This is a genomic window from Mucilaginibacter sp. PAMC 26640 (genome assembly GCA_001596135.1).
GTDB lineage: Bacteria > Bacteroidota > Bacteroidia > Sphingobacteriales > Sphingobacteriaceae > Mucilaginibacter.
On record CP014773.1, the window covers coordinates 294,014 to 320,351 of the forward strand.

The 26,338-nt window shown below is 42.9% G+C and carries 30 protein-coding genes; 7 read left to right on the forward strand and 23 right to left on the reverse strand.

All coding sequences use genetic code 11. The features are described 5' to 3' along the window. Positions 1 to 44: 44 nt before the first annotated feature. The 16 genes from A0256_01325 to A0256_01400 form a co-directional block, all read right to left on the reverse strand. The gene (locus tag A0256_01325) at positions 45 to 464 is read right to left on the reverse strand and encodes a hypothetical protein (protein AMR30152.1); all 420 of its coding nucleotides are present in this window, start codon (positions 462 to 464) and stop codon (positions 45 to 47) included. Between the two features lie 225 nt (positions 465 to 689). Beyond that, the gene (locus tag A0256_01330) at positions 690 to 2,072 is read right to left on the reverse strand and encodes a succinate-semialdehyde dehydrogenase (GenBank protein AMR30153.1); all 1,383 of its coding nucleotides are present in this window, start codon (positions 2,070 to 2,072) and stop codon (positions 690 to 692) included. 128 nt (positions 2,073 to 2,200) lie between these two features. Next, positions 2,201 to 2,545: a hypothetical protein gene (locus A0256_01335; protein AMR30154.1), complete on the reverse strand. Its 345-nt coding sequence runs from the start codon at positions 2,543 to 2,545 to the stop codon at positions 2,201 to 2,203. Then, positions 2,542 to 3,540 carry a mammalian cell entry protein gene (locus A0256_01340; protein AMR30155.1) on the reverse strand — a complete coding sequence of 333 codons (999 nt, stop codon included), beginning with the start codon at positions 3,538 to 3,540 and terminating at the stop codon, positions 2,542 to 2,544. Before A0256_01340 ends, A0256_01335 begins: the two co-directional genes overlap by 4 nt. 3 nt (positions 3,541 to 3,543) lie before the next feature. Continuing rightward, positions 3,544 to 4,323, reverse strand: a complete 780-nt coding sequence (locus A0256_01345) for an ABC transporter ATP-binding protein (protein AMR30156.1) — start codon at positions 4,321 to 4,323, stop codon at positions 3,544 to 3,546. Position 4,324: 1 nt separating this feature from the next. Beyond that, positions 4,325 to 5,095 carry an ABC transporter permease gene (locus tag A0256_01350; protein AMR30157.1) on the reverse strand — a complete coding sequence of 257 codons (771 nt, stop codon included), beginning with the start codon at positions 5,093 to 5,095 and terminating at the stop codon, positions 4,325 to 4,327. Between the two features lie 64 nt (positions 5,096 to 5,159). Continuing rightward, the gene (locus A0256_01355) at positions 5,160 to 5,423 is read right to left on the reverse strand and encodes a hypothetical protein (GenBank protein ID AMR30158.1); all 264 of its coding nucleotides are present in this window, start codon (positions 5,421 to 5,423) and stop codon (positions 5,160 to 5,162) included. A gap of 68 nt (positions 5,424 to 5,491) precedes the next feature. After that, the gene (locus A0256_01360; GenBank protein ID AMR30159.1) at positions 5,492 to 6,151 is read right to left on the reverse strand and encodes an ornithine aminotransferase; all 660 of its coding nucleotides are present in this window, start codon (positions 6,149 to 6,151) and stop codon (positions 5,492 to 5,494) included. 331 nt (positions 6,152 to 6,482) lie between these two features. Next, complete coding sequence (locus A0256_01365; protein ID AMR30160.1) at positions 6,483 to 7,817, reverse strand: sulfurtransferase; 1,335 nt, start codon at positions 7,815 to 7,817, stop codon at positions 6,483 to 6,485. 9 nt (positions 7,818 to 7,826) lie between these two features. Continuing rightward, a complete protein-coding gene (locus tag A0256_01370) occupies positions 7,827 to 8,279 on the reverse strand; it encodes a transporter (protein AMR34391.1) in 453 nt (150 codons plus the stop codon). Then, positions 8,234 to 8,794 carry a hypothetical protein gene (locus A0256_01375; protein AMR30161.1) on the reverse strand — a complete coding sequence of 187 codons (561 nt, stop codon included), beginning with the start codon at positions 8,792 to 8,794 and terminating at the stop codon, positions 8,234 to 8,236. The genes A0256_01370 and A0256_01375 overlap by 46 nt, the downstream gene beginning before the upstream one ends. Before the next feature lies 1 nt (position 8,795). After that, positions 8,796 to 9,584 (reverse strand): permease, encoded by a 789-nt coding sequence (locus A0256_01380; GenBank protein AMR30162.1) that lies wholly within the window; start codon positions 9,582 to 9,584, stop codon positions 8,796 to 8,798. A gap of 45 nt (positions 9,585 to 9,629) precedes the next feature. Next, positions 9,630 to 10,238: a Crp/Fnr family transcriptional regulator gene (locus A0256_01385; GenBank protein ID AMR30163.1), complete on the reverse strand. Its 609-nt coding sequence runs from the start codon at positions 10,236 to 10,238 to the stop codon at positions 9,630 to 9,632. Positions 10,239 to 10,358: 120 nt separating this feature from the next. After that, on the reverse strand, positions 10,359 to 10,754 hold the full coding sequence (locus A0256_01390) for a hypothetical protein (protein ID AMR30164.1): 396 nt from the start codon (positions 10,752 to 10,754) through the stop codon (positions 10,359 to 10,361). Between the two features lie 415 nt (positions 10,755 to 11,169). Beyond that, entirely contained in the window at positions 11,170 to 12,024 is an 855-nt protein-coding gene (locus A0256_01395; protein AMR30165.1) for a short-chain dehydrogenase/reductase, read from the reverse strand. A gap of 98 nt (positions 12,025 to 12,122) precedes the next feature. Continuing rightward, positions 12,123 to 12,758, reverse strand: a complete 636-nt coding sequence (locus A0256_01400) for a hypothetical protein (GenBank protein ID AMR30166.1) — start codon at positions 12,756 to 12,758, stop codon at positions 12,123 to 12,125. A gap of 231 nt (positions 12,759 to 12,989) precedes the next feature. Between A0256_01400 and A0256_01405 the strand changes: the two genes are divergently transcribed. Continuing rightward, positions 12,990 to 13,352 (forward strand): histidine kinase, encoded by a 363-nt coding sequence (locus A0256_01405; protein AMR30167.1) that lies wholly within the window; start codon positions 12,990 to 12,992, stop codon positions 13,350 to 13,352. 20 nt (positions 13,353 to 13,372) lie between these two features. Beyond that, entirely contained in the window at positions 13,373 to 13,900 is a 528-nt protein-coding gene (locus A0256_01410; protein AMR30168.1) for a hypothetical protein, read from the forward strand. Positions 13,901 to 13,936: 36 nt separating this feature from the next. Here the strand turns inward: A0256_01410 and A0256_01415 are convergent, their stop codons facing one another. Then, positions 13,937 to 14,311: a hypothetical protein gene (locus A0256_01415; protein ID AMR30169.1), complete on the reverse strand. Its 375-nt coding sequence runs from the start codon at positions 14,309 to 14,311 to the stop codon at positions 13,937 to 13,939. A gap of 223 nt (positions 14,312 to 14,534) precedes the next feature. On the opposite strand from A0256_01415, the gene A0256_01420 reads away from it, so the two are divergent. The 3 genes from A0256_01420 (at position 14,535) to A0256_01430 (ending at position 18,505) form a co-directional block, all read left to right on the forward strand. Continuing rightward, positions 14,535 to 16,346, forward strand: coding sequence for a hypothetical protein (locus A0256_01420; GenBank protein ID AMR30170.1), 1,812 nt, complete (start codon positions 14,535 to 14,537; stop codon positions 16,344 to 16,346). A 546-nt stretch (positions 16,347 to 16,892) separates the two neighbouring features. Next, the gene (locus tag A0256_01425) at positions 16,893 to 18,080 is read left to right on the forward strand and encodes an MFS transporter permease (protein ID AMR30171.1); all 1,188 of its coding nucleotides are present in this window, start codon (positions 16,893 to 16,895) and stop codon (positions 18,078 to 18,080) included. Between the two features lie 161 nt (positions 18,081 to 18,241). Further along, positions 18,242 to 18,505 (forward strand): hypothetical protein, encoded by a 264-nt coding sequence (locus tag A0256_01430; protein AMR30172.1) that lies wholly within the window; start codon positions 18,242 to 18,244, stop codon positions 18,503 to 18,505. A gap of 456 nt (positions 18,506 to 18,961) precedes the next feature. Here the strand turns inward: A0256_01430 and A0256_01435 are convergent, their stop codons facing one another. From A0256_01435 to A0256_01460, 6 genes are all read right to left on the reverse strand, one after another. Next, positions 18,962 to 20,074: a lipid-A-disaccharide synthase gene (locus tag A0256_01435; protein ID AMR30173.1), complete on the reverse strand. Its 1,113-nt coding sequence runs from the start codon at positions 20,072 to 20,074 to the stop codon at positions 18,962 to 18,964. After that, positions 20,071 to 20,340, reverse strand: a complete 270-nt coding sequence (locus A0256_01440; GenBank protein AMR30174.1) for a hypothetical protein — start codon at positions 20,338 to 20,340, stop codon at positions 20,071 to 20,073. The genes A0256_01435 and A0256_01440 overlap by 4 nt, the downstream gene beginning before the upstream one ends. Further along, complete coding sequence (locus A0256_01445) at positions 20,330 to 21,118, reverse strand: 5'/3'-nucleotidase SurE (protein ID AMR30175.1); 789 nt, start codon at positions 21,116 to 21,118, stop codon at positions 20,330 to 20,332. Before A0256_01445 ends, A0256_01440 begins: the two co-directional genes overlap by 11 nt. A gap of 665 nt (positions 21,119 to 21,783) precedes the next feature. Then, entirely contained in the window at positions 21,784 to 21,969 is a 186-nt protein-coding gene (locus A0256_01450; protein ID AMR30176.1) for a general stress protein CsbD, read from the reverse strand. Positions 21,970 to 22,063: 94 nt separating this feature from the next. Beyond that, a complete protein-coding gene (locus A0256_01455) occupies positions 22,064 to 23,029 on the reverse strand; it encodes a hypothetical protein (GenBank protein ID AMR30177.1) in 966 nt (321 codons plus the stop codon). Positions 23,030 to 23,110: 81 nt separating this feature from the next. After that, positions 23,111 to 25,012, reverse strand: a complete 1,902-nt coding sequence (locus A0256_01460; GenBank protein ID AMR30178.1) for an acetyl-coenzyme A synthetase — start codon at positions 25,010 to 25,012, stop codon at positions 23,111 to 23,113. A gap of 559 nt (positions 25,013 to 25,571) precedes the next feature. On the opposite strand from A0256_01460, the gene A0256_01465 reads away from it, so the two are divergent. Continuing rightward, positions 25,572 to 25,805 (forward strand): 50S ribosomal protein L28, encoded by a 234-nt coding sequence (locus tag A0256_01465; GenBank protein ID AMR30179.1) that lies wholly within the window; start codon positions 25,572 to 25,574, stop codon positions 25,803 to 25,805. Positions 25,806 to 25,885: 80 nt separating this feature from the next. Next, on the forward strand, positions 25,886 to 26,068 hold the full coding sequence (locus A0256_01470; GenBank protein AMR30180.1) for a 50S ribosomal protein L33: 183 nt from the start codon (positions 25,886 to 25,888) through the stop codon (positions 26,066 to 26,068). Positions 26,069 to 26,338 lie beyond the last annotated feature (270 nt).

Genomic DNA, 26,338 nt, shown 5'->3' on the forward strand with positions numbered 1-26,338 from the left:
CAGTAACCGAATTTTTCAATTGCATCGTGTTTTTGGTTATTTATTTAAGCCGTTAAAAATTTATTTTCGCGCATAACGCCCTCTGCCAGTTTGAAGAGCTCCTTTTTAACGTTATAATATTCTGCGGTTAGCATGCTGATCAGATCGGATAACGTATTGTTTTCAATTGCTAAGTAAGAGATATCTTCAGTAGCTTGATTTTCAGCAATAAGGCTAAAACGATCCAGTTGCATACTGCATTGCATATGGGCATCGTTGATGTCTGATTGCAGCTTTAATAACTTCATGCCGACATTTTTTAATTGGGAAACGTCAGTAGGCTCAAATAAGCGGATGAAATAATCACGCTCTAAATGACGAAGAAAATTGGTTTCAATTTGAAAGAATTCCAGGTCGGAGACCCAGCGTTTGGTGCTGATGTAATATTGCTCTGCACGTTCAGACATTTCAGTTATGTTTTCCATTTGGTATGATTGATTTGCGATATCGATTGGTAAAACGGTACCCGTTAAATTAATAGTGTAAATTTCAGGAAACGCCGTGGAACCATTCGTGACGCGTGTCAAGAGAATAAGTGATACGCAACATTACCACCAGTTTCATGTGGCGGTTTCTTAAAAAAACCGGAGACTATATTGCTAGCCTCCGATCTGGATAAATTATAAAATTAGGCGATTGGATCTATCAGACTAAAATGGATCTGCATATTCACTAAACCTGATTAGTTTTTTATTAACGAACTCTTCTACCCCAAGAGCAGATAGTTCTCGCCCGTAACCGGAACGTTTTGTTCCACCAAAGGGCAGGTCAGGCTGTGTCCAAGTAGGGTGATTGATAAATACCATACCGGTATCGATCATGGCTGCTACATTTTCGCCTCTTTTTTTATTGGCAGTAAATACCGAACCGCCAAGGCCAAATGGTGAGTCATTGGCCAGTCTGATGGCATCGACTTCATCCTTAACACGATAGAACGAGGCTACCGGGCCAAACAATTCTTCATAATATGCTGCCATGCCGGGTTTAATATCAGTTAATATCGTAACCTCCATAAAAGCTCCGGGCCGTTCAATGCGTTTGCCACCAAGGATTACCTTGGCTCCGGCATCAACAGAACGCTGTACCTGGTCGGCAAGCTGCACAGCAGCTGCCTCACTGCTTAACGGGCCTAACTCTGTAGCACTATCCATCGGATCGCCTACTTTTAAACCGGTTAGCTTCGATTTAAATTTAGTTAGAAACTCGTCTGCGACGGCCTCAACTACGATAAACCTTTTAGCCGCAACACAGCATTGCCCGGTATTATTCATTCGGCCGATAACCGCCCAGGCCACTGCCTGATCAATGTCGGCATCTTCCAAAACAATAAAGGCATCACTACCCCCCAGTTCCAGAACAGATTTTTTCAACGCCTTACCAGCTGCTGCAGCCAAACTTGCACCCGCCAGTTCGCTGCCCGTAAGAGATACGCCTTTAATACGTTCATCGGCGATATAGCCGGACACATGCGCGCCTGAAATGAAAAGGTTTGTATATAACCCTTTAGGTGCACCCGCCTCTAAAAATATATCTGCTATGGCCTGTGCACATTGCGGCACGTTAGAGGCGTGTTTAACCAAAACCACATTGCCGATCATAATGTTGGGTGCCGCAAAACGGGCTACCTGGTAAAACGGGAAATTCCAAGGCTCCACACCCAGCAGCACGCCAATTGGGCTTTTCTTAATGTATGCCTTGCCAAATTCCGGCTTCAAATGCTCGTCAGCCAAAAACTGTTCACCATTGGTGGCGTAATAGTCAACGATATCTGCACTTAGTGAAATCTCACCCTTGCTTTGGGCATATAGTTTTCCCATCTCCAAAGTAATTAATTTAGCAAGCTGGTCCGATCTTTCCCGCATGATCTGCGCAACACGGTGCAATACTTCTGCTCTGCGGGAAAATGGACTGGTACGCCAGGCCTTAAAACAATCTTCTGCCTGCGCTATTGCGGCATTAACCGTATCAGAACTCATTTCTTCAAATGTTTTAACAACCATGTTGTTAAAGGGATTAATAGTCGCTATAGGCATAATGAGTATTTTATAAACGGACCACTTTTATTAGGGTCGCGAATTCTCTCTGCAAAACTCACGATTTAGATTTCACAAAGCGATGATACCGGTCACCCGGCAAACTGATCGTCATCAGCTTTATTAATTTATTCACTGAGCAGGTAATAAGTGAGTAAGCTGATGAAATCGCTTACACCATCTTTGATCCTGGCCAAATGGCTAAACACTTTCTCATGGTCCAGGCGCTCGTAATATTGTTCGATCAATGAAGCAGAAAGCTGGATATTTGTTAATGGAGAACGCAGATCGTGCGACGCTTTGGCCAGGAAAGTGATTTTCGCTTGGTTAATATCGATTTGCTTTTGTAGCAGTGCATGTAGCAGAGCGTTCTCCGCTTCCAGCTGATCGATCCGCTCAAGTGTTAAGTTGTGTTTTTTCTCTTTTAAAATTTGCGGTTTCATGAGCAGGTTTGATGTATTGTCCATGATCATTTACCTATCTTGGCCAGACTATCCTTTTTGTGCTGCTTATCCCGATTTTTGAAAAAGCCTTTAAACAGGAAATTATGTTTCAACGCCTCCATATTTTGATTAAAGCCGTCGGTGCCTTTTTGCAAGTTATCCAGGCTCAGGCTGATGTTTTTGGTCATTGCAGAATCTTTCAGCAGGCCGTGCACTGGTCCCTTTCCGTAGGAAAGATCATGATCAACGTTTTTTACCACCTGCTGCAGCTGTCCGGTCATCTGCTCAGCATGTTCAGCTGCCGAGCGAATATTGCCTACGGCAATTTTGAGATCGCCTGCTACTGCCGGATCTGAAATCAAAACACCTGCTGCGCCCTTGCCTTGTTTAACCTGCCCAATCAGATCATTCAGCCCTCTTGTCAAATTACCAGCATTAGAACTGGCCTGATTGATGCTTTTTAAGGAAGATCGCAAGCTTACACCAATGGTTTGGTCATTCAGTAATTTGACCAGAGCGCTGCTGTCGATCCCCAGCACTGCATTTTTCAAGCTTTCAGATATCGTGGCAATATTATTATTGGTCTTGGATAAGGTCAGCAGCATCTCATCGGTACTGATCATCTTTTGTGCGGCGAGTACATCCCCGGTATTCACCATTGGGCTGATGCCTTTATTTGCCTGGATATTAACCACTTTGTTTCCCATTAGCCCTTCTGTACCTATTGCAGCCAAAGCGTTTTTGTGGATAAAAGCACTTGTTTTGTTATCAATTGCTAGGATCACCTCAATTAGCGTATCGTTGATCATCGTGATCTTTTTAACGGTGCCTGCCTGGATACCGGAAAAAAGTACATTGTTCCCCTCCATTAAGCCATTAAGATTATTAAAGCGGACCTTCAGTTCGAAGCCGCTACCAAAAATGTTCCGGTTTTTACCGATCATATAAAAGGATGTCATTAATACCAGCAAACCAGCCAGTACAAATACACCCAGTTTAATATTATTTGCACCTTTATTTGCCATGATCTATGATTCAAAAAATTGTTTGATGTTTTTGTCAATTGAATGTTCAAGTGACTCATAAGTGCCGTCCGCATAGCACTTGCCGTCAAATAGCAGTACTACCCTGTCGGATATATTTTTTACGCAATTCATATCATGCGAAATGATAATGGAAGAGGTATGGTATTTTCGTTGTAACGTTAAGATCAGCTGATCAATTTCCCTGGCAGTCACCGGGTCAAGCCCCGTTGTTGGCTCATCATATAAAATAATCTCCGGCTTCAGGATCATGGTCCGCGCCAGCGCGATCCTTTTGAGCATACCACCAGATAATTCTTCCGGCATCATCTCAGTAGTGTGGGCCAGGCCAACATTTTCCAGCGCTTCCTTAACCATGGCGTTTACTTCTGACTGCTTAAGGTCTGTCCAATGATGGCGTAAAGGGAATTCAAGGTTTTCTCGAACGGTCATAGAGTCGTACAAAGCATTCCCCTGGAACAGAAAGCCGATCTTTGCTCTGACTTTATCCAGCCCGTCATCACTTAATTGGGTAACATCATCGCCCAAAACGTTGATGCTGCCCTCATCAGCTTTTAAGAGGCCAATAATGCATTTGATAAGTACTGATTTTCCCGAACCTGATTTACCCAAAATCACTACGTTCTCTTCTTTATTTACAGTCAGGTTAAAATTCTTTAGTACCACATTTGGTCCAAAGCGCTTGTAAACATGCGATATCGTTATGACGGGAACTTTTGTGCTGTCTTTGCTATTTGTAAAGGTACTGTCGGGCGTGCTCGTCATTTTAATTTAAGCCTAATAAGTTGGTAAACTGAACCGCTAGAAGGTCGATGACAAAAATGAGTACGGAGGCCAGGACTACTGCAGAATTGGCCGAACTGCCCACACCCCGCGTACCCTTGGTAGAGTTGAACCCTTTATAACAACCAATAATACCAACAGCAAAGCCAAAAAAGATGGTTTTGATCACCGCCGGCAGCACATCACTATAGCCGATACTATGAAACACCTGGTTAAAAAAGAATTTGATGCTGGTAACCGAGTTAATATTAACGCCAATGTAGGCACCAAATAAAGATATGGCATCGCCAAGAATGGTTAGTATGGGCAGCATCAGGGTAGTAGCAACCACGCGGGTAGCCACCAGATATTTAGTAGGATTGGTTCCGCTCACTTCCATCGCATCGATCTGCTCGGTCACTTTCATAGAGCCCAGCTCAGCACCTATGCTGCTGCCGATCTTGCCGGCAAAGATCAGCGCGGTAATAACCGGTCCGATTTCGCGAATAATAGCAATACCAACCATAACCGGCAGCTGGGATTCTACACCGTAACTAACCAGCGATGGCCTTAACTGCATCGTAAGTACCAGGCCCATGATAAAGCCGGTAAGCCCCACCAGCGGTAAGGATTTGTAACCGATGATATAACATTGCGCCAGCAATTCCTTTAGTTCGTACCTGGGTTTCATGCCATGTGAAAAAAAGCGCCCGGTAAATTTGGTTATACTACCGGTTTCGTCAAAAAAACTCCTGATATCAGCTAAAAAGGGCATTGCGTTTGTTTATTTAAATAGCCTTGATAATTCAAACCCAGATCGAAATATGGCTTGTCAGTAATTACAACAGTGCAATGTCCCGGTAACTTTGGGCCAGCAGATGATCTGTTTCTTCTTTGATCAATAGCGAAAGCTTCCCGGATTGATCTGGTAACAGGTCAGCTATTTTTGCTAACGAGGCTACTTTTTGGTAATAACTCTTATTTTCCCAGTTCTCCAGTCTCTGCTCTGCGTTCGCTAATTCGGTATCAACTAATGCTGCCGGGATCTCCCGGCAACCTTTTAGCTCGAATACATTAAATGGCTTGAGTGTTTGGGATACCATGCTTTTGATGATTTAAGAGATAAATAGGTTTTGAATAATGCGGGATTTTTAATTCCCGCATTATTCGCTTAGTTTTCGTAATAGTCGATATATAACTCGTTATCAACTACACATACACCGGGGGCATTCCAGGCTATCCTGTCCGCTTCGTCTTTTTGGTAGAGCGAATGAACCGATCCGGTCAAAGTAATCCGGTCGCCGTCAACTTTCACCGTAATACCCTGCTTACTTACAGACCAGTTACGGGCAAGTGCTTCTTCTATCTCTTTCTTTTCAACCTCGTCATGGCTTTCCGCCTGGATCTTGATATCATTCGATACACCGATAACTCCAATCAGTGGTTTAACTGCATTCTTGGCTGCATCTTTTTGAAAGTTCCAATGCAGGGCACCTTCCAGTTTTACCCAGCCGTTTTCCACTTGTACTTTCACTTTGCCGTCCGGTATCCAGTTAGCTTTTAAAGCGGCAATCACCTCGTTGGCAATTTCAGTATCGCTTTTTCTAAAATCGCTTGGGAATGCAATGGTGATATCTTCCGCAACAGCCTTTACGCCGGCAACACTTTTAGCTGCTTTCTCTGCTTCTCTTTTTTTGAGGTAATTATCTACCGTGCCAGTCAGTGTGATCACTCCATCTTTAGCGGTGACGCCGATTTCAGCGGCATTTAATAATGGCTCCCATTTAATAGCGTTTTCAACGTCTTGTTGTAGTTCTTCGTTTGTTCTCATTTTCGATGTTCTCAAATGCTTTAAAAATTTAGCTGTTTGATAGACCAAATATCCTGAGAATCAGGCGGCGGCCAAATGACCGTTGTCACCCTGAAAAATGTTTGTGAGCACTACCGGCAAGCGCCATCAATAAGATATAAAATAGTGGCTGGCAATGTTAAGAATGATGTTTGGGCTACCTAAAAACGGGGGGAAGAGATGGATAAGGAAAGCCTGCAAAGTGCTGAAAATTTACCTAGAGCAGCAAGATTTTCAATGAAGCCTGCTGCTGCAAAAACAAAAAACTGTTTTATGTGATAAATTGTATCTCAAAGATTCATTACTGTTTGTACTATAACAATGTTAAAACTGCCTCGCCAAGATCATAAACTTTTGTCCGGTCGCCGATTGCACTTTGCACGATACTGCTGCCCGCTGCACTACGGTACCCTCCCGCGCAATGAACCACGATTGGTTTGTCAAGAGGTATTTCCTGCAGACGCTCCCTTAGTTCCTGAAGCGGAATTTTTATTGAGACGTCAAACAGCGGTTTATCTTTTATTTCAGCGGCATTCCGTACGTCAACAATGGTATAAGCTGATAAGTTCTCTGTAAATTCATTTACTTTTAACTCATCCATCATTTCATCACCCTGCTTTACAACATATGCAGCTTTAATAAAACTTTCATATCCAATTTTAGTAGTGCGGGCGATCATCGTCTCCAGCATTACTTCATTATCGGCAACCAGGTAAAAAACTTCGCCCGGAGAAACGATGCTGCCCAGCCACGTCTCAAATTTGCCGCCTGCTTGCAAATTAACCGAACCAGACTGGTGACCGGCTTTGTATATCGACTGTTGTCGGGTGTCGACTATTAAACTACCTTTATCAAGCCGATCTGGTTTTAGTCGGTTTACATTCGCAATAACTTCGGCCAAATTATATGCGCCCTGCTTGTTTACAGCAACATCATATGGAAAATATTTGGGAATAAAAGGCTGGTCTCTTAACAGTTCAGTGATAAAGCGGCCTTTCTTCATCTCCTGTAAAGACCAGTTATTTACTTTTTCAGTCTGCATGGTACTGCAGTTTGCGTCACTTAGGGCCTTTCCGCAAAGCGTTCCTGCGCCGTGGGCGGGGTAAACCAACACATCATTGTCCAATAACATCAATTTATCCCTTAGGGAATGATACATCAGTGCAGCCAGATCTTCTCGTTTTGCAGTTAAATTACCGGCGGTCTCCCGCAGGTCCGGACGACCACAATCACCAATAAAAAGTGTGTCTCCTGTAAAAACGGCCTTATCTTTACCTTCGTGCTCCAATACAATACTGATACTATCTGGCGAATGGCCAGGTGTATTTAAAATTTTTAGTTTGATGCCTCCTAATTGGAGCACACTACCTTCGTCAACTGAAAGATGCGGGTAATTTGCACCTAACAATGCGGAGCAGTAGATAGTTGCACCAGTCAATTGGTGTAATTCCAAATGCCCGCTGATAAAATCAGCGTGGGGGTGCGTTTCAATAATACCGATAATTTTTGCATTGTTCTGTTCGGCAAAAGCCATGTAGGGTGCTATATTTCTGGACGGGTCAACCAGCATTACTTCATTTTCGCATTCACTTAATATAGCGTAAGAATAGTGCGATAATGCTTTATCCTCAAATTGTTCAATTTTCATAGCCGTAAATTAATGAGGTAGTTGTTTGCGTAACAGGCCATAGATCCATGTCCCGGCTATTGCACTCAACAGCGTGATCAGTATCACCAAAAAGCCGCTTCCTATTTCTGCAAACAGCGGGCCGGGACAGGCCCCTGTTATTGCCCAACCTAACCCAAAGATCAAGCCTCCATAAACATTGCCCCAATGAAAGGTCTTTTCGGGGATGGTAATTGGCTCGTTATTTATCGTCTTCAAGTGGAAGCGTTTGATAAGGAAAATAGAAATCATACCAACAACAATAGCGCTTCCAATGATGCCGTACATATGAAACGACTGCAAGCGGAACATTTCCTGTATGCGAAACCAGGAGATCACTTCGGATTTTACCAGTATGATACCGAACAACACACCCACAATCATAAACCGTATGCTTTTCATAGTTGTAATAAATAAGGTAAGATGAGCCAGGTCATTATAAATCCTCCAGCCATGAAGCAGCATGTAGCTACCAGTGATGGCCATTGTAACGAGGAGATACCCATAATGGAATGTCCCGAGGTACAGCCACCCGCGTAGCGCGTTCCGAAACCCACCAGGAAGCCACCAACAACAATAAAAACAAATCCCCTTAGCGTAAACAATTGGCTGAAACTAAAAATATCGTGCGGCAGTAAACCGCTAAAATCTTTTACACCTTCTTGTTTCAATAACCTAACCGTATCCGGGTTGAGATTGACAGATGCGGTATTAGAGAGAAAATATGTGGCAATAAAACCTCCTGCAACAATTCCCATTGCGAAGTAGAGATTCCAGCTTTCCTTCTTCCAGTCGTATTTAAAAAAAGGAATATCAGCCGGCATGCAAGCCGCACAAATGTGCCGTAAAGACGACGAGATACCAAAAGCCTTATTACCGAGTAATAAAAGAGTTGGCACAATCAGGCCGATTAGCGGCCCCGAAACATACCAGGGCCAGGGTTGTTTAATAAATTCCATTTTACTTGATTAAAGTTGTGACTAACACGAATCCCCCCATGATTAGCACGAACCATCCAAAAGCGGGTTTTAATTTAGCGTCGTTAATATATTTTGTAAAGTAACTTCCTAAGATAATACCGGTTATAGCGAAAGCAGAAAAAAGTAAAATAAAGCTATAATTGACCGGCACATGCCTGCTTAGATCACCCAATACAGCAAGCAGGGAGCTAATGGTCATAACCATCAGGGAAGTTCCCACTGCCTTCTTCATTGGCAGACCAGCGAATAAAATCAATGATGGAATGATTAGAAACCCGCCACCAACACCTACAAAACCAGTAACTACGCCAACAATAATACTTTGCATAACCAATTTAGCATGATGTAGCTGCGGCTTCAGTGCTATATTTCCATTATCATTCCAGATCATTGTAACCGCGGCCGCTACCATCAACCCGGCAAATGTCAGCATTAATAATTCCGGCTTAGTCAGTTCAAATGAACCGATAGCAAATAGATGGATTGGGATGGCGGGCAACACCCACTTACGCATGATAAGTATGGAAACCAGGGACGGTAAACCAAACAGTAGCGCAATTTTAAAACTGACATTGCCTTTTTGATAATAGCTCAAGGCACCTGCAGAACTTGTCAAGCCAACTACAAAAAGCGAATAGGTAGTTGCTAATACGGGATCGATTCCGAAAAAATATACCAAAATAGGTACGGTTAAAATGGACCCTCCTCCTCCGATTATACCTAATGATAAACCAATTAATATTGCTGCCACATATCCTGCTATTTCCATTGATACAAAATTAGCAGATGAAATGCCGGCAGTTGGTGACCTATGTTACACAGGGATATTTAAAATTATTTTATTCCGGAGGAGGGTTATCAGCTGCTGTTTTTCCATTTGCTTAAGCAAACGGGAAACCACCTCCCGCGTGGTGCCTAATTCCTCTGCCAGCTGCTGATGCGTGATACTAAATTCATTAGAGCCGTAAACGCTTGCTTTTCTTTTCAACAAGGTGACTATCCGTTCATCCAGTTTCTGAAAAGCTACCGCATTAATTACATCTAATAGCTCCTCAAAACGCCGGTGATATAATTTAAAAATGAAATCCGCCCACTCCGGGTAAATTTTAATCCACCCGCTGGCTGTTGCAACCGGTAGCATCAGCACTTCCGAATCTTCTTCAACCACCAATTTAACCTTGCTGGTATCTTCATGAATACCCGCTAAAAAAGACATGATACAGCTTTCACCAGGTTGGATATAATAAAGTAATATCTCACGGCCGTCTTCGTCCTGGCGGATCACCCGCATGCTGCCGGATAAAACAACAGGGATAGCGCGGATGTAACTATTAGATTGCATCAGCACAGTCCCTGCAGACAATTTTTTCCTCTGGCTGTTGTTAATCAGCTGTTCCTCTAATACTGCTCCAAAAATTCCCACGGGGTAAAGTTAAGAATTCGTATTCCCCTATTAAACAGGCTTTTTGATCTTTGGTAATTTCCTGCTATTTAATCAGTTGCAAATGCTCAAGTCATCCATTAAATACCTGGCGTTGATTGTTTACTGAGGCTTTTGTTCTTCAGCTTCTTTGTTTAAACATTTGATCTCCGCCTTCTCCTTAACAATATCCTGTCTGATCAGGCCAAATAAACTCATATAAGCGTTGGCTAGATAAACGAGGGCGAAACCAGCGATCAGATAGCCCCGCCAATCTGCCATTAATAAGTGGTAGCCCGTTAAAAAGAGAAAAAACAGGGTTACATAATGACTGAAGCAATATTCACAGGTGAACAGGTAAAATATCTTCCTTATCAAAATAGTACGGCCTTCTTTACTACGCCTAACGCAGTACTCACGGGGTTCCCGGAAAACTTCTTCATGCGTTACCGTCCAGGCAATGCATGCAATGGGTATGGCTAATAATAGCAGCCAGGTAATTTGGGCGGCGAGGGTCATCATTTAATTTTCAAGTCAATTTTTGTTCGTTATCTACAACTGGTACGCAATTTCAATCAGGATAAGCCTGTTACGGTTACCGGAACTGTCCAATTTCCAGCCCGATATACAATTCATCGCAATTAGTGATTTGACTACCGGGAATATGACCGTCCCTGACAAAGTAGGCGGCGCTAGCTAAAGCCGCAATGCCGGTACCTACTAAATGGACGTGACGACGCGGAATATTGGCAACTGAATTTTTCATAGGGATACTGTTTGTTGGTTTGCAAACCTACGCCGGTCCGGCTCCTGAATAAATGACGCCTGTCAGTAAATAGGGTGTGGTTAATTATATAACGTAGCGTTGGAGAACAGGTAAAAACAAAAGCCGAATATATCACCCGGCTTTTAATCTAAAACGGTTACAAAAAAATCACCGGTCTGATTCCGGAAAATCCGCGCCTATAGTTTGCTCTTTTAGCGATTCGAAATTAGACTTTAAAATGTCGAGCTTTTCCATGGCCAGGTTGTAAGCCATTTCCCCTAAAAGTAATCGCAACTGAGGTTTATCTGAGGCTACGGCATCAATTATAGCCTGGCATCCGCGTATAGGGTCGCCGGCTTGTTTCCCGCTGCCTTCAAGGCTTACATTCATGCGTTTGCCAACTGTTTCTTTATAATCATCCAATTGTGTTTCTGTGCGCGAGGTGGACCGGCCCGCCCAGTCGGTACGGAAAGGCCCCGGCTCTACTAAAATTACCTTTATTCCCAATGGCGCTACTTCTTGCGATAGCGATTCTGATAAACCCTCTACAGCAAACTTTGTAGCATGATAATAACCCGTAGCGGTAAAGGCCCTTAGGCCGCCGATGGATGAAAAGTTGATAATATGCCCGCTTTTATTTTTGCGCATGCCCGGTAATACCGCCTGGGTCATGTTCACCAATCCAAAAAAGTTAGTTTCAAACTGCGCCCTTATTTTATCTTCCTCGCCCTCTTCAATACTGGTAAAGTAGCCATAGCCCGCATTATTTACCAACACATCTATTTTGCCAAACTTTGCTTGAGTGGCAGCTACAGCTTTGGCTATCTGAGCTTTATCTGTTACATCAAGCGTTAAGAGCAAGGAAGTGCTTTCATATCCTTTTAACAGGTCTTGAACCTGTTCCGGTTTCCTGGCTGTAACAACAGCGTTCCAGCCTTTTTCTAAAATCATTTTTGCCAGTTCGCGGCCAAAACCTGTTGAACAGCCGGTGATGAACCAAACCGGATTTTGTTTGTTTTCCATAACAACACAACAGCTGTTAACTATTTGTGTTTAGCTAAGAATTGAATTGGTAGAACATATCATGTGGTTGATAGCACGGGCACAATAAACACTATCGATCAATATTCAAAACGGTCGATGATTGGATCGTTGATGACCTCCTCAATAAAGGAATCCAGTTTGGCGGCATTGCCGCGGATTTGCCAGGTCAAAATAAGAGTATCTGCCTCCCTGATCTGCTTAATCATTTTATAATCCAGCTTGTAAATATTAAGCTGGGTTTCTACAAGCTTTTTTGCGTTACTATTGCTTTTTGTTTTGATAGTAATGATCTTCACTTGGTTCAGCTTATCTATCTTTTCCTGCAAAGACGGCAAAACGGCGAGGATAAAGAGGATTAGAAAACTGGCGCATCCGGCGGCGAAATAAAAGCCGGCGCCAAGGCCCATCCCAACTGCCGCTACGGACCATATGGTCGCCGCTGTTGTGATGCCGTTGACCCTATTGGTGCCCCGAAAAATAACCCCTGCACCTAAGAAACCTATACCCGTTACTATATTAGCTGCAATACGATCAGGGTTGTTTGGACCTCCAAGAGCGCCAGACATGATGGTAAAAAAGCAGGCGCCAAAAGAGATCATAATATTGGTTCTAAAACCGGCTGCTTTACCACGGTACTCCCGCTCGGCACCCACAAGACCACCCCACAAAATGGCAAGCAAAAAACGAATGATTATCTCTATATCGAAATTCATAGGACTAAATTAATAAACCTCAGCCATTAGCTTCACCTATGTGCTATGTTTTGCTCAAATCGGTTAATTCAATTTTCGTCTACCCGCTACAGTCTGTATTTAGAAACGGAATAATAGAATTGAAAATAATTTATCTGAATTTCATTATCTTAACTAAATCACGTGTGCAAAAACGTTAATCAAACTTTAAGTCAACTTGGACGGATATTTGCTCAGAAGAATAAAAGCACTATGTCTAAAAGGATTTTGGTAATCGATGATGATGAAGACATCCTTGAGATTTTAAATATTATTTTCCGGGAAGAGGGATATGATGTGGTTCTTTCCAATACTGGCGAAGCTGCCGGGCGGATCAACGTAATACAGCCTGATATTGTACTGTTGGATGTGCGACTTATTGGCTCCGACAAAAGTGGTGCTGATATCTGCAAAGAAATTAAGTCGCAATTAGCTACACGGCATTTGCCGGTAATGCTTGTTTCCGGCGAGTCGGATTTAGCCTTTTTAGCTAAAGATTGTGGTGCGGATGCTTACGTTGCTAAACCATTTGATATATTCGATCTGCTTTCCCGAGTAAAAGAATTCATATCTTAGTGTTGTAAAAGCGCAATCCGATGTCAGAAGAAACGGGCAAATCATCATCTCCAAAAAAAATAAAATTAGGTGCCGAAAAACTAAAAAGGTTTTTCGTTACCCACCTCAACCGCATTTATTTTGCCAAAGCGCATTTGGTTACCTGGTTACCGCAATTAAAAAATGAAGCTTATTTTCACGATCTGCAGTTTGCCATACAGGAAACTGTAGATGATGTAGAAAAGCAAATGGCGAGGATGGAGTTAATTTATGAGTTGCTGGATGCTGAGATCTCAAAAGGGAGCATTAATGGGTTAACAGGTTTGGTGGATGATGCTTTTGAAGCTATCCGTGAGCAAACAGATGAAGCTGCACTCCGTGATATGTCGATAATTTTCTATTTGCAAAATATTGAGAGCATAGAAATAGCCTCTTTTCAGGTAATGCAAATGGTGGCAGTTAAACTAAAAAACAAGCAAATTAAACAATTACTCCAGGAAAATTATGATGAAGCAAAAGCTGACCGCACTTTGCTCTTACTAATTGCAGCTAAGTACATTACCAAATAACAAACTAAAGCAAATAGGCTTAGTCGGCATGATGCGCTAAATAGCCAGGGACTGATGATTGACTAACCGCAAAACTTTTTCAACCATGTCTTCGATATCAAACGGCTTACGAATGTGGTCGTTAGCCTGGCATTCTGCAACTATAAGCTCTATATCATTAGCGGTAGACAGGATGATCACCGGGACGCTGGATAGCAAAGGCGTTTGCTTGATCTTCCGGCACAAACGATGGCCGGGGCGGCTATTGATAAATTCATCAAGTAAAATTACATGAGGTGCAAAAGGAATGATCTCCGACAAATCTTCCGGCTCCGGAATACTAAGCGTTTCAAATCCCTGTTCCGTTAAAATGAATTCAACTATGAGCCTGATCTCCTGATCATTTTCGATTATTAACACTTTTTTCTTCAACAGCTTTAATTTTCCTTCGAAGATAAACCATTTATAAATAACGAGGTGACAGCAAATTGTCAAACTCCCGGATTATAGTGGATTTTTTTTTAACAAAAACAATTACCCGGCAAAATCATTTAAGCGAGCATTCCAGGCACGGCTAAAAATGCAACAATAAACCTATATTTGGCAATGCGCGCCTTGCCCCTCAGGATGTTTGCTACCCTAAAAGTGTAGGTTTATGTTTATTAGTTTATTTGACACCGGTACCGGAATGGATACGGAAACCCCCTTTGATCAAGCACCGCAGTGGAGTAAAAGCGCTATTTGGTACCAGATCTTCCCAGAGCGTTTTCGCAATGGTGATGCGGACAATAATCCAAAGCCAGAGGATATTAACATCCCCCCCTTAGGTCAGACTGCGCCGGATGGCTGGGTAGTTAGTTCCTGGTCCAGCGATTGGTACGCCCGGGAAGAATGGGAAACAGGTAACACTATATATGATGATATGTACTACCGCCGCTACGGTGGCGACTTGCAAGGCATTCTGGACAAACTGGATTACCTGCAGGAGTTGGGCGTGAACGCTATTTTCATGAACCCGCTAAACGATGCGCCATCATCTCACAAATACGATGCAAGATACTATCACCACATTGATGTGAACTTTGGGCCAGACCCTGAAGGTGATAAACTACTCATGGCCGCAGAAAATCCTGCTGATTCGGCTACCTGGGAGTGGACCGCAGCAGATAAACAATTCTTAAAACTGATTAAAGAGCTGCACCGCCGGGATATGCGCCTGATAATGGACTATTCCTGGAACCATACCGGAGTTTTATTTTGGGCCTGGCAGGATGTTTTAGAGAACCAATCCGCATCTGCCTATAAAGACTGGTACGAGATCCACTCCTTCAGCGATACAAATTTTCCAGGGCAGCAATTTACTTATCACGGTTGGACGGGGGTATCCAGCCTGCCAGAAATTAAAAAGGTGGATATTAGCACCCAGCGTGTAGATGGTCAGCCTTATGAGGGCAATATTAACGAAGGCGCCAAACAGCATATTTTTGAGGTTGCCAAACGCTGGCTTGCACCAGATGGCGTAGCAGCCAACGGTATAGATGGCTTCAGGTTAGATGTGGCAGATCAAATAGGCCTTGGTTTTTGGAGGGAATTTAGGCGAGAGGTAAGAAACATTAAACACGATGCCTATTTAGTTGGTGAAATTTGGTGGGACCACTGGCCCGACACACTAATGGATCCTACACCGTATTTGCAGGGCAATATTTTTGATGCCGTGATGTTTTACCATACCTATAGGCCGGCACGTTACTTTTTTGCAAAAACAAGTTACGCGATAGACGCCGACCAATTTAAGGCCGACCTGGAAAAGGAATGGAACCGGATACCGGAGGATAAGCGTTATGCAATGATGAATGTATCCAGCACACACGATGCTCCCCGCCTGCTTTCCGATTTTTATAACAACAACATTTACAAATTACAGGCTAATCCGCGCGAAAACCCTGGCTACCTAACCGGCAAACCTGATGAAGAAACTTATCAAAGGGTCAGGCTATATCTGGTGCACCTGTTCACCAGTATAGGCGCACCACAGATTTGGAACGGCGAAGAAATGGGGATGTGGGGCTGCGATGACCCCGATCCTCGTAAACCGCTCTGGTGGAAAGACCTTGATTTTGCAGATGAAACCCGTAACAATATTCAGCCCGGAGATAAGCAATACGATAGGGTTAACTTTAATCAAGAACAGTTCAACTGGTACAAAAAGCTCATTGCTATCCGTAAAGCCAACCCGGTGTTGACCAGCGGTAACATCCAGTTTGTAAGTGCCCGTGGTGGCGTACTCTCCTATCGCCGATACGATGCAACAGACGAAATTTTGGTGTTCTTCAACCTGGAGAAAACGCCGCGCAGGTTTGTGCTACCATCGGCAGGTTACATTAATTTGCTGAGCGACGAAGTGATTACAGGTAAGATGCTACGGTTACTTCCGCTAAAATCGGCCATATTGAAGAAGGTGAATTAAATTTATCTAACCCCGCAGCGCTCCAGGTGACAAATGGAGGATCCACAAATTTTTTAAACAATATGCTTAATGATGCGATTGTAGATTCAACGTTCCATGTTAGCAGTTAAGGGGTATCATTGTAGTTACAGGAAAGAGTTACCGTTGAATAGTTGGTAAACGTCATGGTTTAAACGCTGTTGGTGCTTCACTTTGTATTTCTCCCAGCAAAATTTAAAATTGTTTAGTGTAAAACCATTGGGCTATAAAACAAGTAAAGCCCCTGATGGGCAGGGGCCTTTACTAACCAATTATAAACCTAAATTATGAGAAGACTATTTTATGTATCAACATTGTATGCCTTTGTTGATGGTGTAAAAGTAACACTAAGTTTTGAATTACAAAGAATTTATTTGTAATTTTTTTGTAAGCTTAATATCAATGTACTTTTTTACTTATTGTATTAACAAAGATACCGTTAAATGGTTACCAATATTACAACAAATGTTAATTTAACATTATTTAACTATTAAAAATATAAAGGCGTAGTTAAAAAAATCTCAACAAATGCCCGTTACAACACATAAACCAGAATTAACCACTACCACTCTGTGGGTAATGACTCTTACCACAGGCCTGGTAGTAGCCAACCTATATTATAACCAGCCATTATTGCATGATATGGCGGAGACTTTTCATGTTAGCAATGGGGAAGCGGGACAAGTGAGTATGCTAACGCAGGTTGGCTACGCCGTGGGGATGTTTTTTGTAGTGCCCCTGGCTGATATGGTTAAACGCAAGCGGCTGATGCTGATCAACTTTGCATTTGTTGTAACTGCGCTACTGATCACCGCTATGGCGCCTAATATCCATATACTAATCCTCTCAGGCTTTTTATTAGGATGCACCTCCATTATTCCGCAACTGCTGGTGCCAATGGCAGCGCACCTGGCCGACCCTGCCGAGCGCGGCAAAAAAATAGGCTTTATTATGAGCGGTTTACTCATCGGCATCCTGCTTTCGCGAACGCTGAGTGGTTTTGTTGGGGCACACCTGGGCTGGCGGGCAATGTTTTATATTGCTGCGGGAATTATGATGGTAATGTGGTTGCTGATTTTTTTAATGCTGCCAGAGGTAGAGCCAGATTATAAAGGCAACTACGGGCAGTTAATGAAATCAATGGTAGACCTGGTAAAAAAAGAACCAAAACTCCGGTTGGCTTCCTTACGCGGCGCCTTGTGTTTCGCTTGCTTCAGCGCTTTTTGGACTACCCTGGTATTTATGCTGAAACAAAACTTTAATGAGGGGAGTGACGTAGCCGGTGCTTTCGGGCTGGCAGGTGCCTTTGGAGCCATAGCTGCAGGCCTCATGGGCCGCCTGAGCGATAAAGTGGATGCCTTTAAATTATCAACTTTTACACTGCTCCTGGTATTGGTATCCTTTGTGATCTTTTGGTTTTCGGCCTACAGTATCGCAGGACTGATTATTGGCGTTATTATTATGGATATGGGGGTGCAGGCAACTCATATTTCTAACCAGGCCATCATCTTCTCTTTAGACCCGGCGGCCCGTAACCGCATTAATACCGTATATATGGTAAGTTACTTTGTAGGGGGTGCTACCGGCACTTTCCTGGCAACGCGTATATGGGGAATCTATAACTGGCCGGGCATCTGCGTACTGGCGATAATCCTTTCGTCAATTGCCATCGTGGTTCACCTTTTAACACGCAAAACGATGCAGCGCGGTGTCTGAAAACGTACAGTGTATAAAGCCAGCAACACTGCCTGACTACCATTTACCACAAGTTGTATAATTTTACAATACAATCAAATCATATTTGATATTTAAAAATTCTAACAGAAGACTGTTTTTATCGCTCTTTGTATACTAAGTAAAATAAGATACGACTTCCTATGATTTTTTTCAAGCAGGATACGGTTTTTGGCACTAAGTTGGACTATCTAGTATCAAACGGAGATACAATGGCAATCGAAAAGAAACCTGAAGCCCCGGCTGAGGAAAAAGCATGGGAAAATCCGGTGGCTCCCGAGAAACCGGCCGACCACCGCGATGAAGAACAGTTAGAGAGGCAGATCAACGAAGCGAAACGCAGACATGATAATCTCGAAGAAAACACAGACGCATCGAGTGAAGATAAACAAGACAAAAATAATTGATCACAAATAGAAACTGACCATGAAAACTACTACTCAAAAATCATCAACTAACAAATTGGTAGACCGTTTTGATAAAGAGTTGCGGACGCTCTTAATGAATGATCTGAAAGCTATCCGATCTGTTAAAGAACAGCTCATTAAAATTAGCGCGGCCAACTTAAGTGCAGCATAATTTAAATGTTACCGCCTTCAGCAAACTAACAACATTCAAAGCATCTACCTATGAAAACCTACAAAAAACCTGCTGCAAGTAAATTAGTCGCCCATTTTGATAACGAATTGAAAAGCTTATTAACGGAAGATTTAAAGTCTTTTAGAGAGAAGAATCACTTCGCCACAAGCAACCACCAGGTTACCGGACAGCAAACGCTGTCGGTTGCCTGATCATTATATATGCTATCTATTTATTTAAAACATCCATTTGAGAAAAATGAGGCTCGGCAGTAATGCGGAGCCTTATTTTTTTGTGGCATATTTAATGATCAATACGGCAGTTTTTGCAGAGGCGCCAGGCTTGCCCATCCGCTCATCCAGTAGATCATAATTGGCCAACATCCGATTACGGTAGTCTTCAATTCCTACCAGTTTATCTAATTCATTGGAAATACTATGAAAATCGCAATCGTTCTGAATTAATTCCTTTACTATCTGCCTATCCAATATCAGGTTAACCAGCGAAATAAATTTGATTTTGATCAGCATTTTTGCAATCCCGATAGTAACGGTGTTGCCTTTGTAAACCACTACCTGCGGCACGTTGAGCAGGGCGGTTTCTAAAGTTGCGGTGCCTGAGGCTACAATAGCAGCCTCTGAATTACGGAGCAAATCATAAGTGGCATTAAATACTACTGGGATGGGTGTGCTGCCAATGTACTGTCTATAATAATCTGCATCAAACGTTGGGGCACCGGCAATAACAAATTGGTAATTGGTAAAGCGTTTGGCAACTTTAGCCATTTCCGGTAGCAAGCGGCTGATCTCCTGTTTGCGACTGCCAGGTAATAAAGCAACTATTTTTTTCCCGGCAAGCATATTCTGGTTCAGGAAATTTGGATTGGGTGTAAAGGCATCAACGGCATCTAAAAGCGGGTTCCCTACGTAATCGATCGCCATGCCCCATGTCTTATAAAACTCCACTTCAAAGGGCAGTATACAAAACAAATGATCTACAGATTTTTTGATCTTTAAAACCCGTTTTTGGTTCCAGGCCCAAACTTTCGGGGAGATGTAGTAACAAACCAGCAAACCCTGCTTTTTAGCAAAGTCGGCTATCTTGAGGTTAAAACCTGGGAAATCAATTAGCACTAGTACATCCGGGTGATATGCAAGCACGTCCTCTTTACAAAGGCTCATGTTTTTCAATATCTTACGCAGATTGGCAGCTACTTCAACAAAACCCATAAAGGCCATGTCTTGGTAATGCTTTACCAGCTTGCCGCCTTCAGCCGCCATCAGGTCGCCGCCAAAGTAACGAAATTCGGCTTTGGCATCTTTCTCCTTCAGCGCTTTCATGAGGCTGGCTCCATGCAAATCGCCGGAGGCTTCACCGGCAACCAGGTAATATTTCATGATGTAATATGCATTTTAAACGTGAATACCAGCAGCATAACGGCAAACGTCACTATCATGATACCGTTAACTGTTTTATCCATATTGTTTTTAAAATAGTAACGCAACAATACTAAGTTTAAAACGGTGGCGATGAGATACGGAGCGGCCGGTTTATCCATGATAATTGCATCGTTTTGCAATATAAGGCTAAATACAATCCAGGTTATGGCGGGCATAACCGCCCCTATCAATAAGCCGAATGCTACGCAGTTCTTATTCAACATTAAAATTCCAGGTATTTAAAAGCGGGATGGCGTGGTGTGCCGTCATATCAAACTGTACGGGTACGATGGATGCGTAATTATGCTCGAGTGCCCAAACATCGGTATCCTCACCTTTATCGTTATTTTGGAAAACACCGGTGAGCCAGTAATACGGGCGTTTATACGGGTCGGTCCGTTCATCAAATTCTTCGGCCCATTTGGCGTTTGCCTGCCGGCAGATCTTGATGCCTTTAATGTCGTGCGTATGGGGGAAATTCACATTAAGCAGGGTGCCAACCGGCAAGCCGTTCTGCAAAACTTGTAATGCAATCTCCTTGATGAATTTTAAGCAATGGTCAAAGTTCGCCTGCAGCGAATAATCATCAAGTGAAAATCCTATGGATGGGATACTTTCGATAGCTCCTTCAACGGCTGCAGACATGGTACCAGAGTACAGCACATTGATGGAATTATTAAGCCCATGATTGATGCCGGAAACACAGAGATCGGGCTTTTGGCCTTTAAAGATCTTGGTAACGGCCAGCTTGACGCAATCTACAGGGGTACCGCTGCAGCGATACATTTCTATGCCATCGTACAAGTCTACTTCATCTAACCGGAGCGGCTTGCCAATGGTAATAGCATGCCCCATGCCCGATTGCGGACTATCCGGTGCTACCACCACCACGCGGCCAATTTCTTTCATTACGTGCATCAGGGCCTTAATGCCAGGCGCGGTAATACCATCATCATTTACAACAAGTATAGTGGGTTGAGTGTGTTTTGTGCTTTTTGCCATTGGCACAAAATTAGTTATATTTGATTTATGCCTGCCGCTGAAAAGAAAAAGAAATATACGGTAGAAGATTACATGCTTCTGGACGAGGGTGCGCCTTTTCAGCTGATCAATTACGATTTAGTTATGTCGCCTTCACCTATTCCCTTACATCAGCTCGTTTCATCGAGATTTATAAATGCACTGTTTAACTTTTTATAAGCTAAAAACGACAAAAGCTTTTTAGTAAGTGCACCAATGGATGTGAAATTTGATGACGGGAACATATTACAGCCTGACATGCTATATATCGTTGAAAGCCGTGTTGATGAGGTTGTCAAAAACATTATCTAAGGTGCTCCTAACTTAATAGTCGAAATTTTATCGCCATCAACTGCGTATTATGACCTGCGCCAGAAAAAGACGTTTACGAAAAATATGGTGTTGACGAATACATTGTTATTGATCCGCTCCAGGAACAGGCGGAGGTTTATATTTTGAAAGAACGTGAATATCATTTAAAACAAAAGGCCCAAAAAACCGACATTTTAAAATCGGCGTTTATCAAAGAATTTGAAGTTGACATGAATAAGCTGTTTCGCTAAAGCATCTTGTTACATCTCCCGTAAATAACAAAGCCCCGCTGTGCAGGGCTGTAATTTATTTAAAACTTGATCAATCGAAACCGGTTATAAACTTTTCAACCAACTGATTACGTCTTCGCGGGTTTTTCCGGTTTTCTGTTGGATACGGCCAAGCGTTTCATCGTCCTTACCTTCTTCGTGTTTCAAATCATCATCGGTAATATCACCGTAAGCTTGTTTTATCTTGCCCTTCAGCTCGTTCCAGCCGCCTTTCAATTCTAATTTATCCATGGTTTGTTTCTCCTTAATTTAGATGTGTTAGAAGAACGGTTGGTTAAAGATTTGGTTTTTGAAAAATGCGATAAATCAAAAGTTGTGATTACTGTTATACTACAGAATCTTGTTTCCCTATTTTTCTACTTAAGACGTCCTCTTTAACAATCCTTTCAAACGCTTGAAAATCTTCTACGTGCGGAAAGTGTGCAGCCTCCGGGAAACTATAAAATCGCTTTAACGGGGCGGTTAGATTTATAAAATAGTTTTTTGCGCCTTCATAATAAGTGTGGTGATCGTGCACCCCGTGGAAAAAGTAAACGGGGATCTGGTAGACTGGCACTGCTTCGTTGATTTTGATGGTAATGATCTCAGCCCAAAGTTTATCAAAACTTAAAGAAGAGCCTTTTATGTAGTTCAGTTTGTCAGTAAGGGCATACGTTTTGCAGGTCAACAGCTTCCAGATGGCCAATACAAAAATATTCCGGCTATGCATACTGCCCCTATAGCTGGCGACATACCTCCGCTCGAAATTAAGGTAGCGGAACCAGGCTGTTGCACCAGCATCCCGGGCAGGTACCGCCAGCGTTTTTAATTTACGCAGTACACCGTTGTCCCCGCGGATAGTTGCCTGCTCTTCAACAAAGCGGTATGATTCCAGTTCCGACGAGTATTGATCTGTTACCTGGCCTACGCTCAGGTAGGCATGAAAAAGGCCGGGGTACCGCTGCACCAGCATCGAACCTAAAAAAGTACCCCATGATTGCCCCAGCACGTAAATTTTTGCTTGCCCGAATTTTTGAAGGAGATATTGGCTCACAGCTTCGGCATCCAGGATCATCTGCTCGAGCGTTAACAATTGCTTATCTGTCAGGGTAGCGTATGACCTACCCGCGCCCCGCTGTTCCCAATAGCAAATGGTGAATAACTTTTCCAGCGGCTTCAGCGTATCTGCAACAAAAAAGAAATCCGGTGTTCCCGGCCCGCCATGCAGGTACAGTAACACCGGATTATTTTTGCATTCGCCCCGGGTAAGTAGGTATTGTTTATTTCCGTTGATGATGGGCGTATCGGTCATCCTAAAAGCTGATGGTTGTTTTAACTCAATATGCTACTAAAAAAACTCTTTCTTGATTCTTGTCATCTTAAATCCTTCTTATTACAAAGCGCCCTCTTTAATCTCCTCCACAACAGCCGGATCCAGCAAGGTAGAAGTATCGCCTAAATTGGCAGTATCGCCTTCTGCAATCTTCCTTAAGATCCTGCGCATGATTTTACCGGAACGTGTTTTAGGCAGGCCGCTCACAAACTGGATCTTATCAGGCTTGGCAATAGCACCAATGATGCGCGATACGGTCATCATAATATCCTTACGGGTAAGTTCTGAGTCGCCATGCTGATTAGGGCATACCACGAACGCATACACGCCCTGGCCTTTAATATCGTGCGGGTAACCCACCACGGCACTCTCCACAACGGTGCTGTGCATGTTAATGGCGTTCTCCACCTCGGCGGTGCCAATGCGGTGCCCGGACACGTTCAGCACATCATCAACCCTGCCGGTAATGCGGTAGTAGCCGTCCTCATCGCGCAGGCAGCCATCCCCGGTGAAATATAAATTTTCGTAAGTAGCAAAATAAGTGGTACGGCAACGCTCATGGTCGCCGTAGGTGGTACGCAGCATACCAGGCCATGGAAATTTGATACAAAGGTTACCGCTTACACCGTTACCTTCAATCTCCTTACCATTTTCATCAACCAATACCGGCTGCACACCCGGCAATGGCAGGGTAACATAGCCCGGTTTAAGCGGGGTAACATTGGCAATAGGCGAAATCATGAATCCACCGGTTTCGGTTTGCCACCAGGTATCTACAATAGGGCAGTTGCCTTTACCTATCTTTTCATCAAACCAGTGCCAGGCCTCCTCATTCAGCGGCTCCCCTACCGAGCCCAGTTTTTTAAGCGAGCTAAAATCTTTATCCTTTACCACGTCATCGCCAAAACTCATCAGCGAGCGGATGGCTGTAGGCGCCGTATATAAGATATTTACTTTGAATTTCTCTACAATGTCCCATAACCGGCCGGCATCAGGCCAGGTAGGTACGCCCTCGAATAATACCGAAGTTGCCCCCTGGGTAAGCGGACCGTAGGCAATATAAGAGTGACCGGTGATCCACCCGATATCAGCCGTACAGAAATACACCTCGCCCGGTTGATACTGGAAAGCGTTGCTAAAAGTATAGCCCGTATAAACCATGTAACCACCACAGGTATGTACCACACCTTTAGGCTTGCCGGTAGACCCGGATGTATAAAGGATGAACAGCATATCCTCCGCGTCCATTTCTTCGGCCGGGCATTCTGGGTTACCTTGTGTTTCTACTTTTTTAACTTCATCTTCCCACCATACATCGCGCCCTTTTATCATGGATACCGGGGTGTGACTACGCGTAAGTACGATGACCTTTTTAATGCTCGGGCACTGTACCAGCGCATCATCTATGATCGATTTCAAAGGCACTTCCTTAGTACCACGATAACCGCCATCGGCAGTAATCACAATATTACATTCAGCATCTTTAATCCTATCAGCTATTGACTGTGCGGAAAACCCGCCAAATACCACCGAGTGAATTGCACCAATACGGGCACAAGCTAGCACAGCTATGGCCAGTTCGGGCACCATTGGCATGTAAATGCATATACGGTCGCCTTTTTTGGCGCCGTTGTTTTTTAGCACATGCGCAAACTGGCAAACTTTATCGTGCAGTTGCTTATAGGTAAGGATCCGGTGATCCTCTGCCGGGTCGTTCGGCTCCCAAATAATAGCCGGCGTGTCGCCGTTCTTTTCCAGGTGACGATCCAGGCAGTTTTCGGTAATGTTGAGTTTGGCCCCCTCAAACCATTTTATTTTGGGTTCTGTAAAATTCCAGTCGAGCACTTTATCCCACTTTTTTTTCCAAAGGAAATTGTTGGCAATACCCTCCCAAAACTGCTCGGGCTGTTCAACACTAAGCTTATAAGCTTGCTGGTATTCTTCAAATGATGTAACTTGCATATCAGTTATAAATGGTGGCGTAAATTAGCAATTTTTGTATTAAGGGAGTAATAATTCTATAGCTTCTTAAAGTATTTTAAAAAGTCAAATGCAAATAATACTGGCCAATATTACTTACTGGTGCAAACACAGTGATAAAACCCGGCGTATCACAGATTTCAAATAGCAAGGTATGTGCAAACGGTGTGCAGCTGTCGATGTTAACGTTATAATCATACTGTAGCTATGCCAAATTTATTGGTGTTGTATCCATTTCAATAATTCACTTTGTAAACTTCTCTATCCACCGATGAGTCCCAATTAGCCACTCCTAACTAAAACCATTTAAAATTGCGGCTATTCTGCTTTGCAAATTCTCTGCGAACATTGCGGTTTAAAACAATCAATTCACCCGATTTTTTTAGTATAAAACCCATTCGAATTCGCTCATCCACACCGTTATTAGCCTCCGAAAAAGAATTTAAAATATTTTACAAATGCCTATTGCCTATTTGCTTTAAAAACCTGATATTTGCAAACTCTTTTTAGGAAAAGAGCGAGATTTAAAAAAATATTTGTCATGTCAAGAATTTGTGATTTAACAGGAAAAGGCTACATGAACGGTAACAGCGTATCAAACTCGAACGCTAAAACCAAACGTAAGTTCTATCCAAACTTACAGCTTAAGAAATTTTATATACCTGAAGAAGATAAATGGATCACTTTAAAAGTATCTACTTCTGCTGTTAAAACTATCAGCAAATTAGGTATTACCGCTTGTATCAACAAGTTCGTAAAAAAAGGTTCTATTTAATAAATTAGTTTCTGAGCGATGAGTGGCGGGTTATTTTGTAACCTACGGCTCAAAACCCAAAACTCAAAACAATATACAAGATGGCTAAGAAAGGTAACAGGGTTCAGGTAATATTAGAATGCACAGAGCATAAAACCAGCGGCATGCCGGGTATGTCTCGCTACATTACCACCAAAAACAAAAAGAACACAACCGAGCGTTTGGAAATGAAAAAATTCAACCCGGTATTACGTAAAGTAACAGTTCATAAAGAAATTAAATAGTAATTGGTTGATAAGTTTATCAGCGGTTCGGGGGCTTTCCTAAATCACTAATTTACTCCTTCACTCATTCAATAATTAAACAACATGGCAAAGAAAGTAGTTGCAACGCTGAAAGTAGCAGGTAAAGGCAAAGAATATTCAAAAGTTATTACAATGATTAAGTCGCCACGTACTGGTGCTTACTCATTCAAAGAGCAAATTGTTCCTAACGATGGTGTTAAGGATGCAATTACAGGTAAATAATAACCTGTAATACTTTTGTTAAAATAT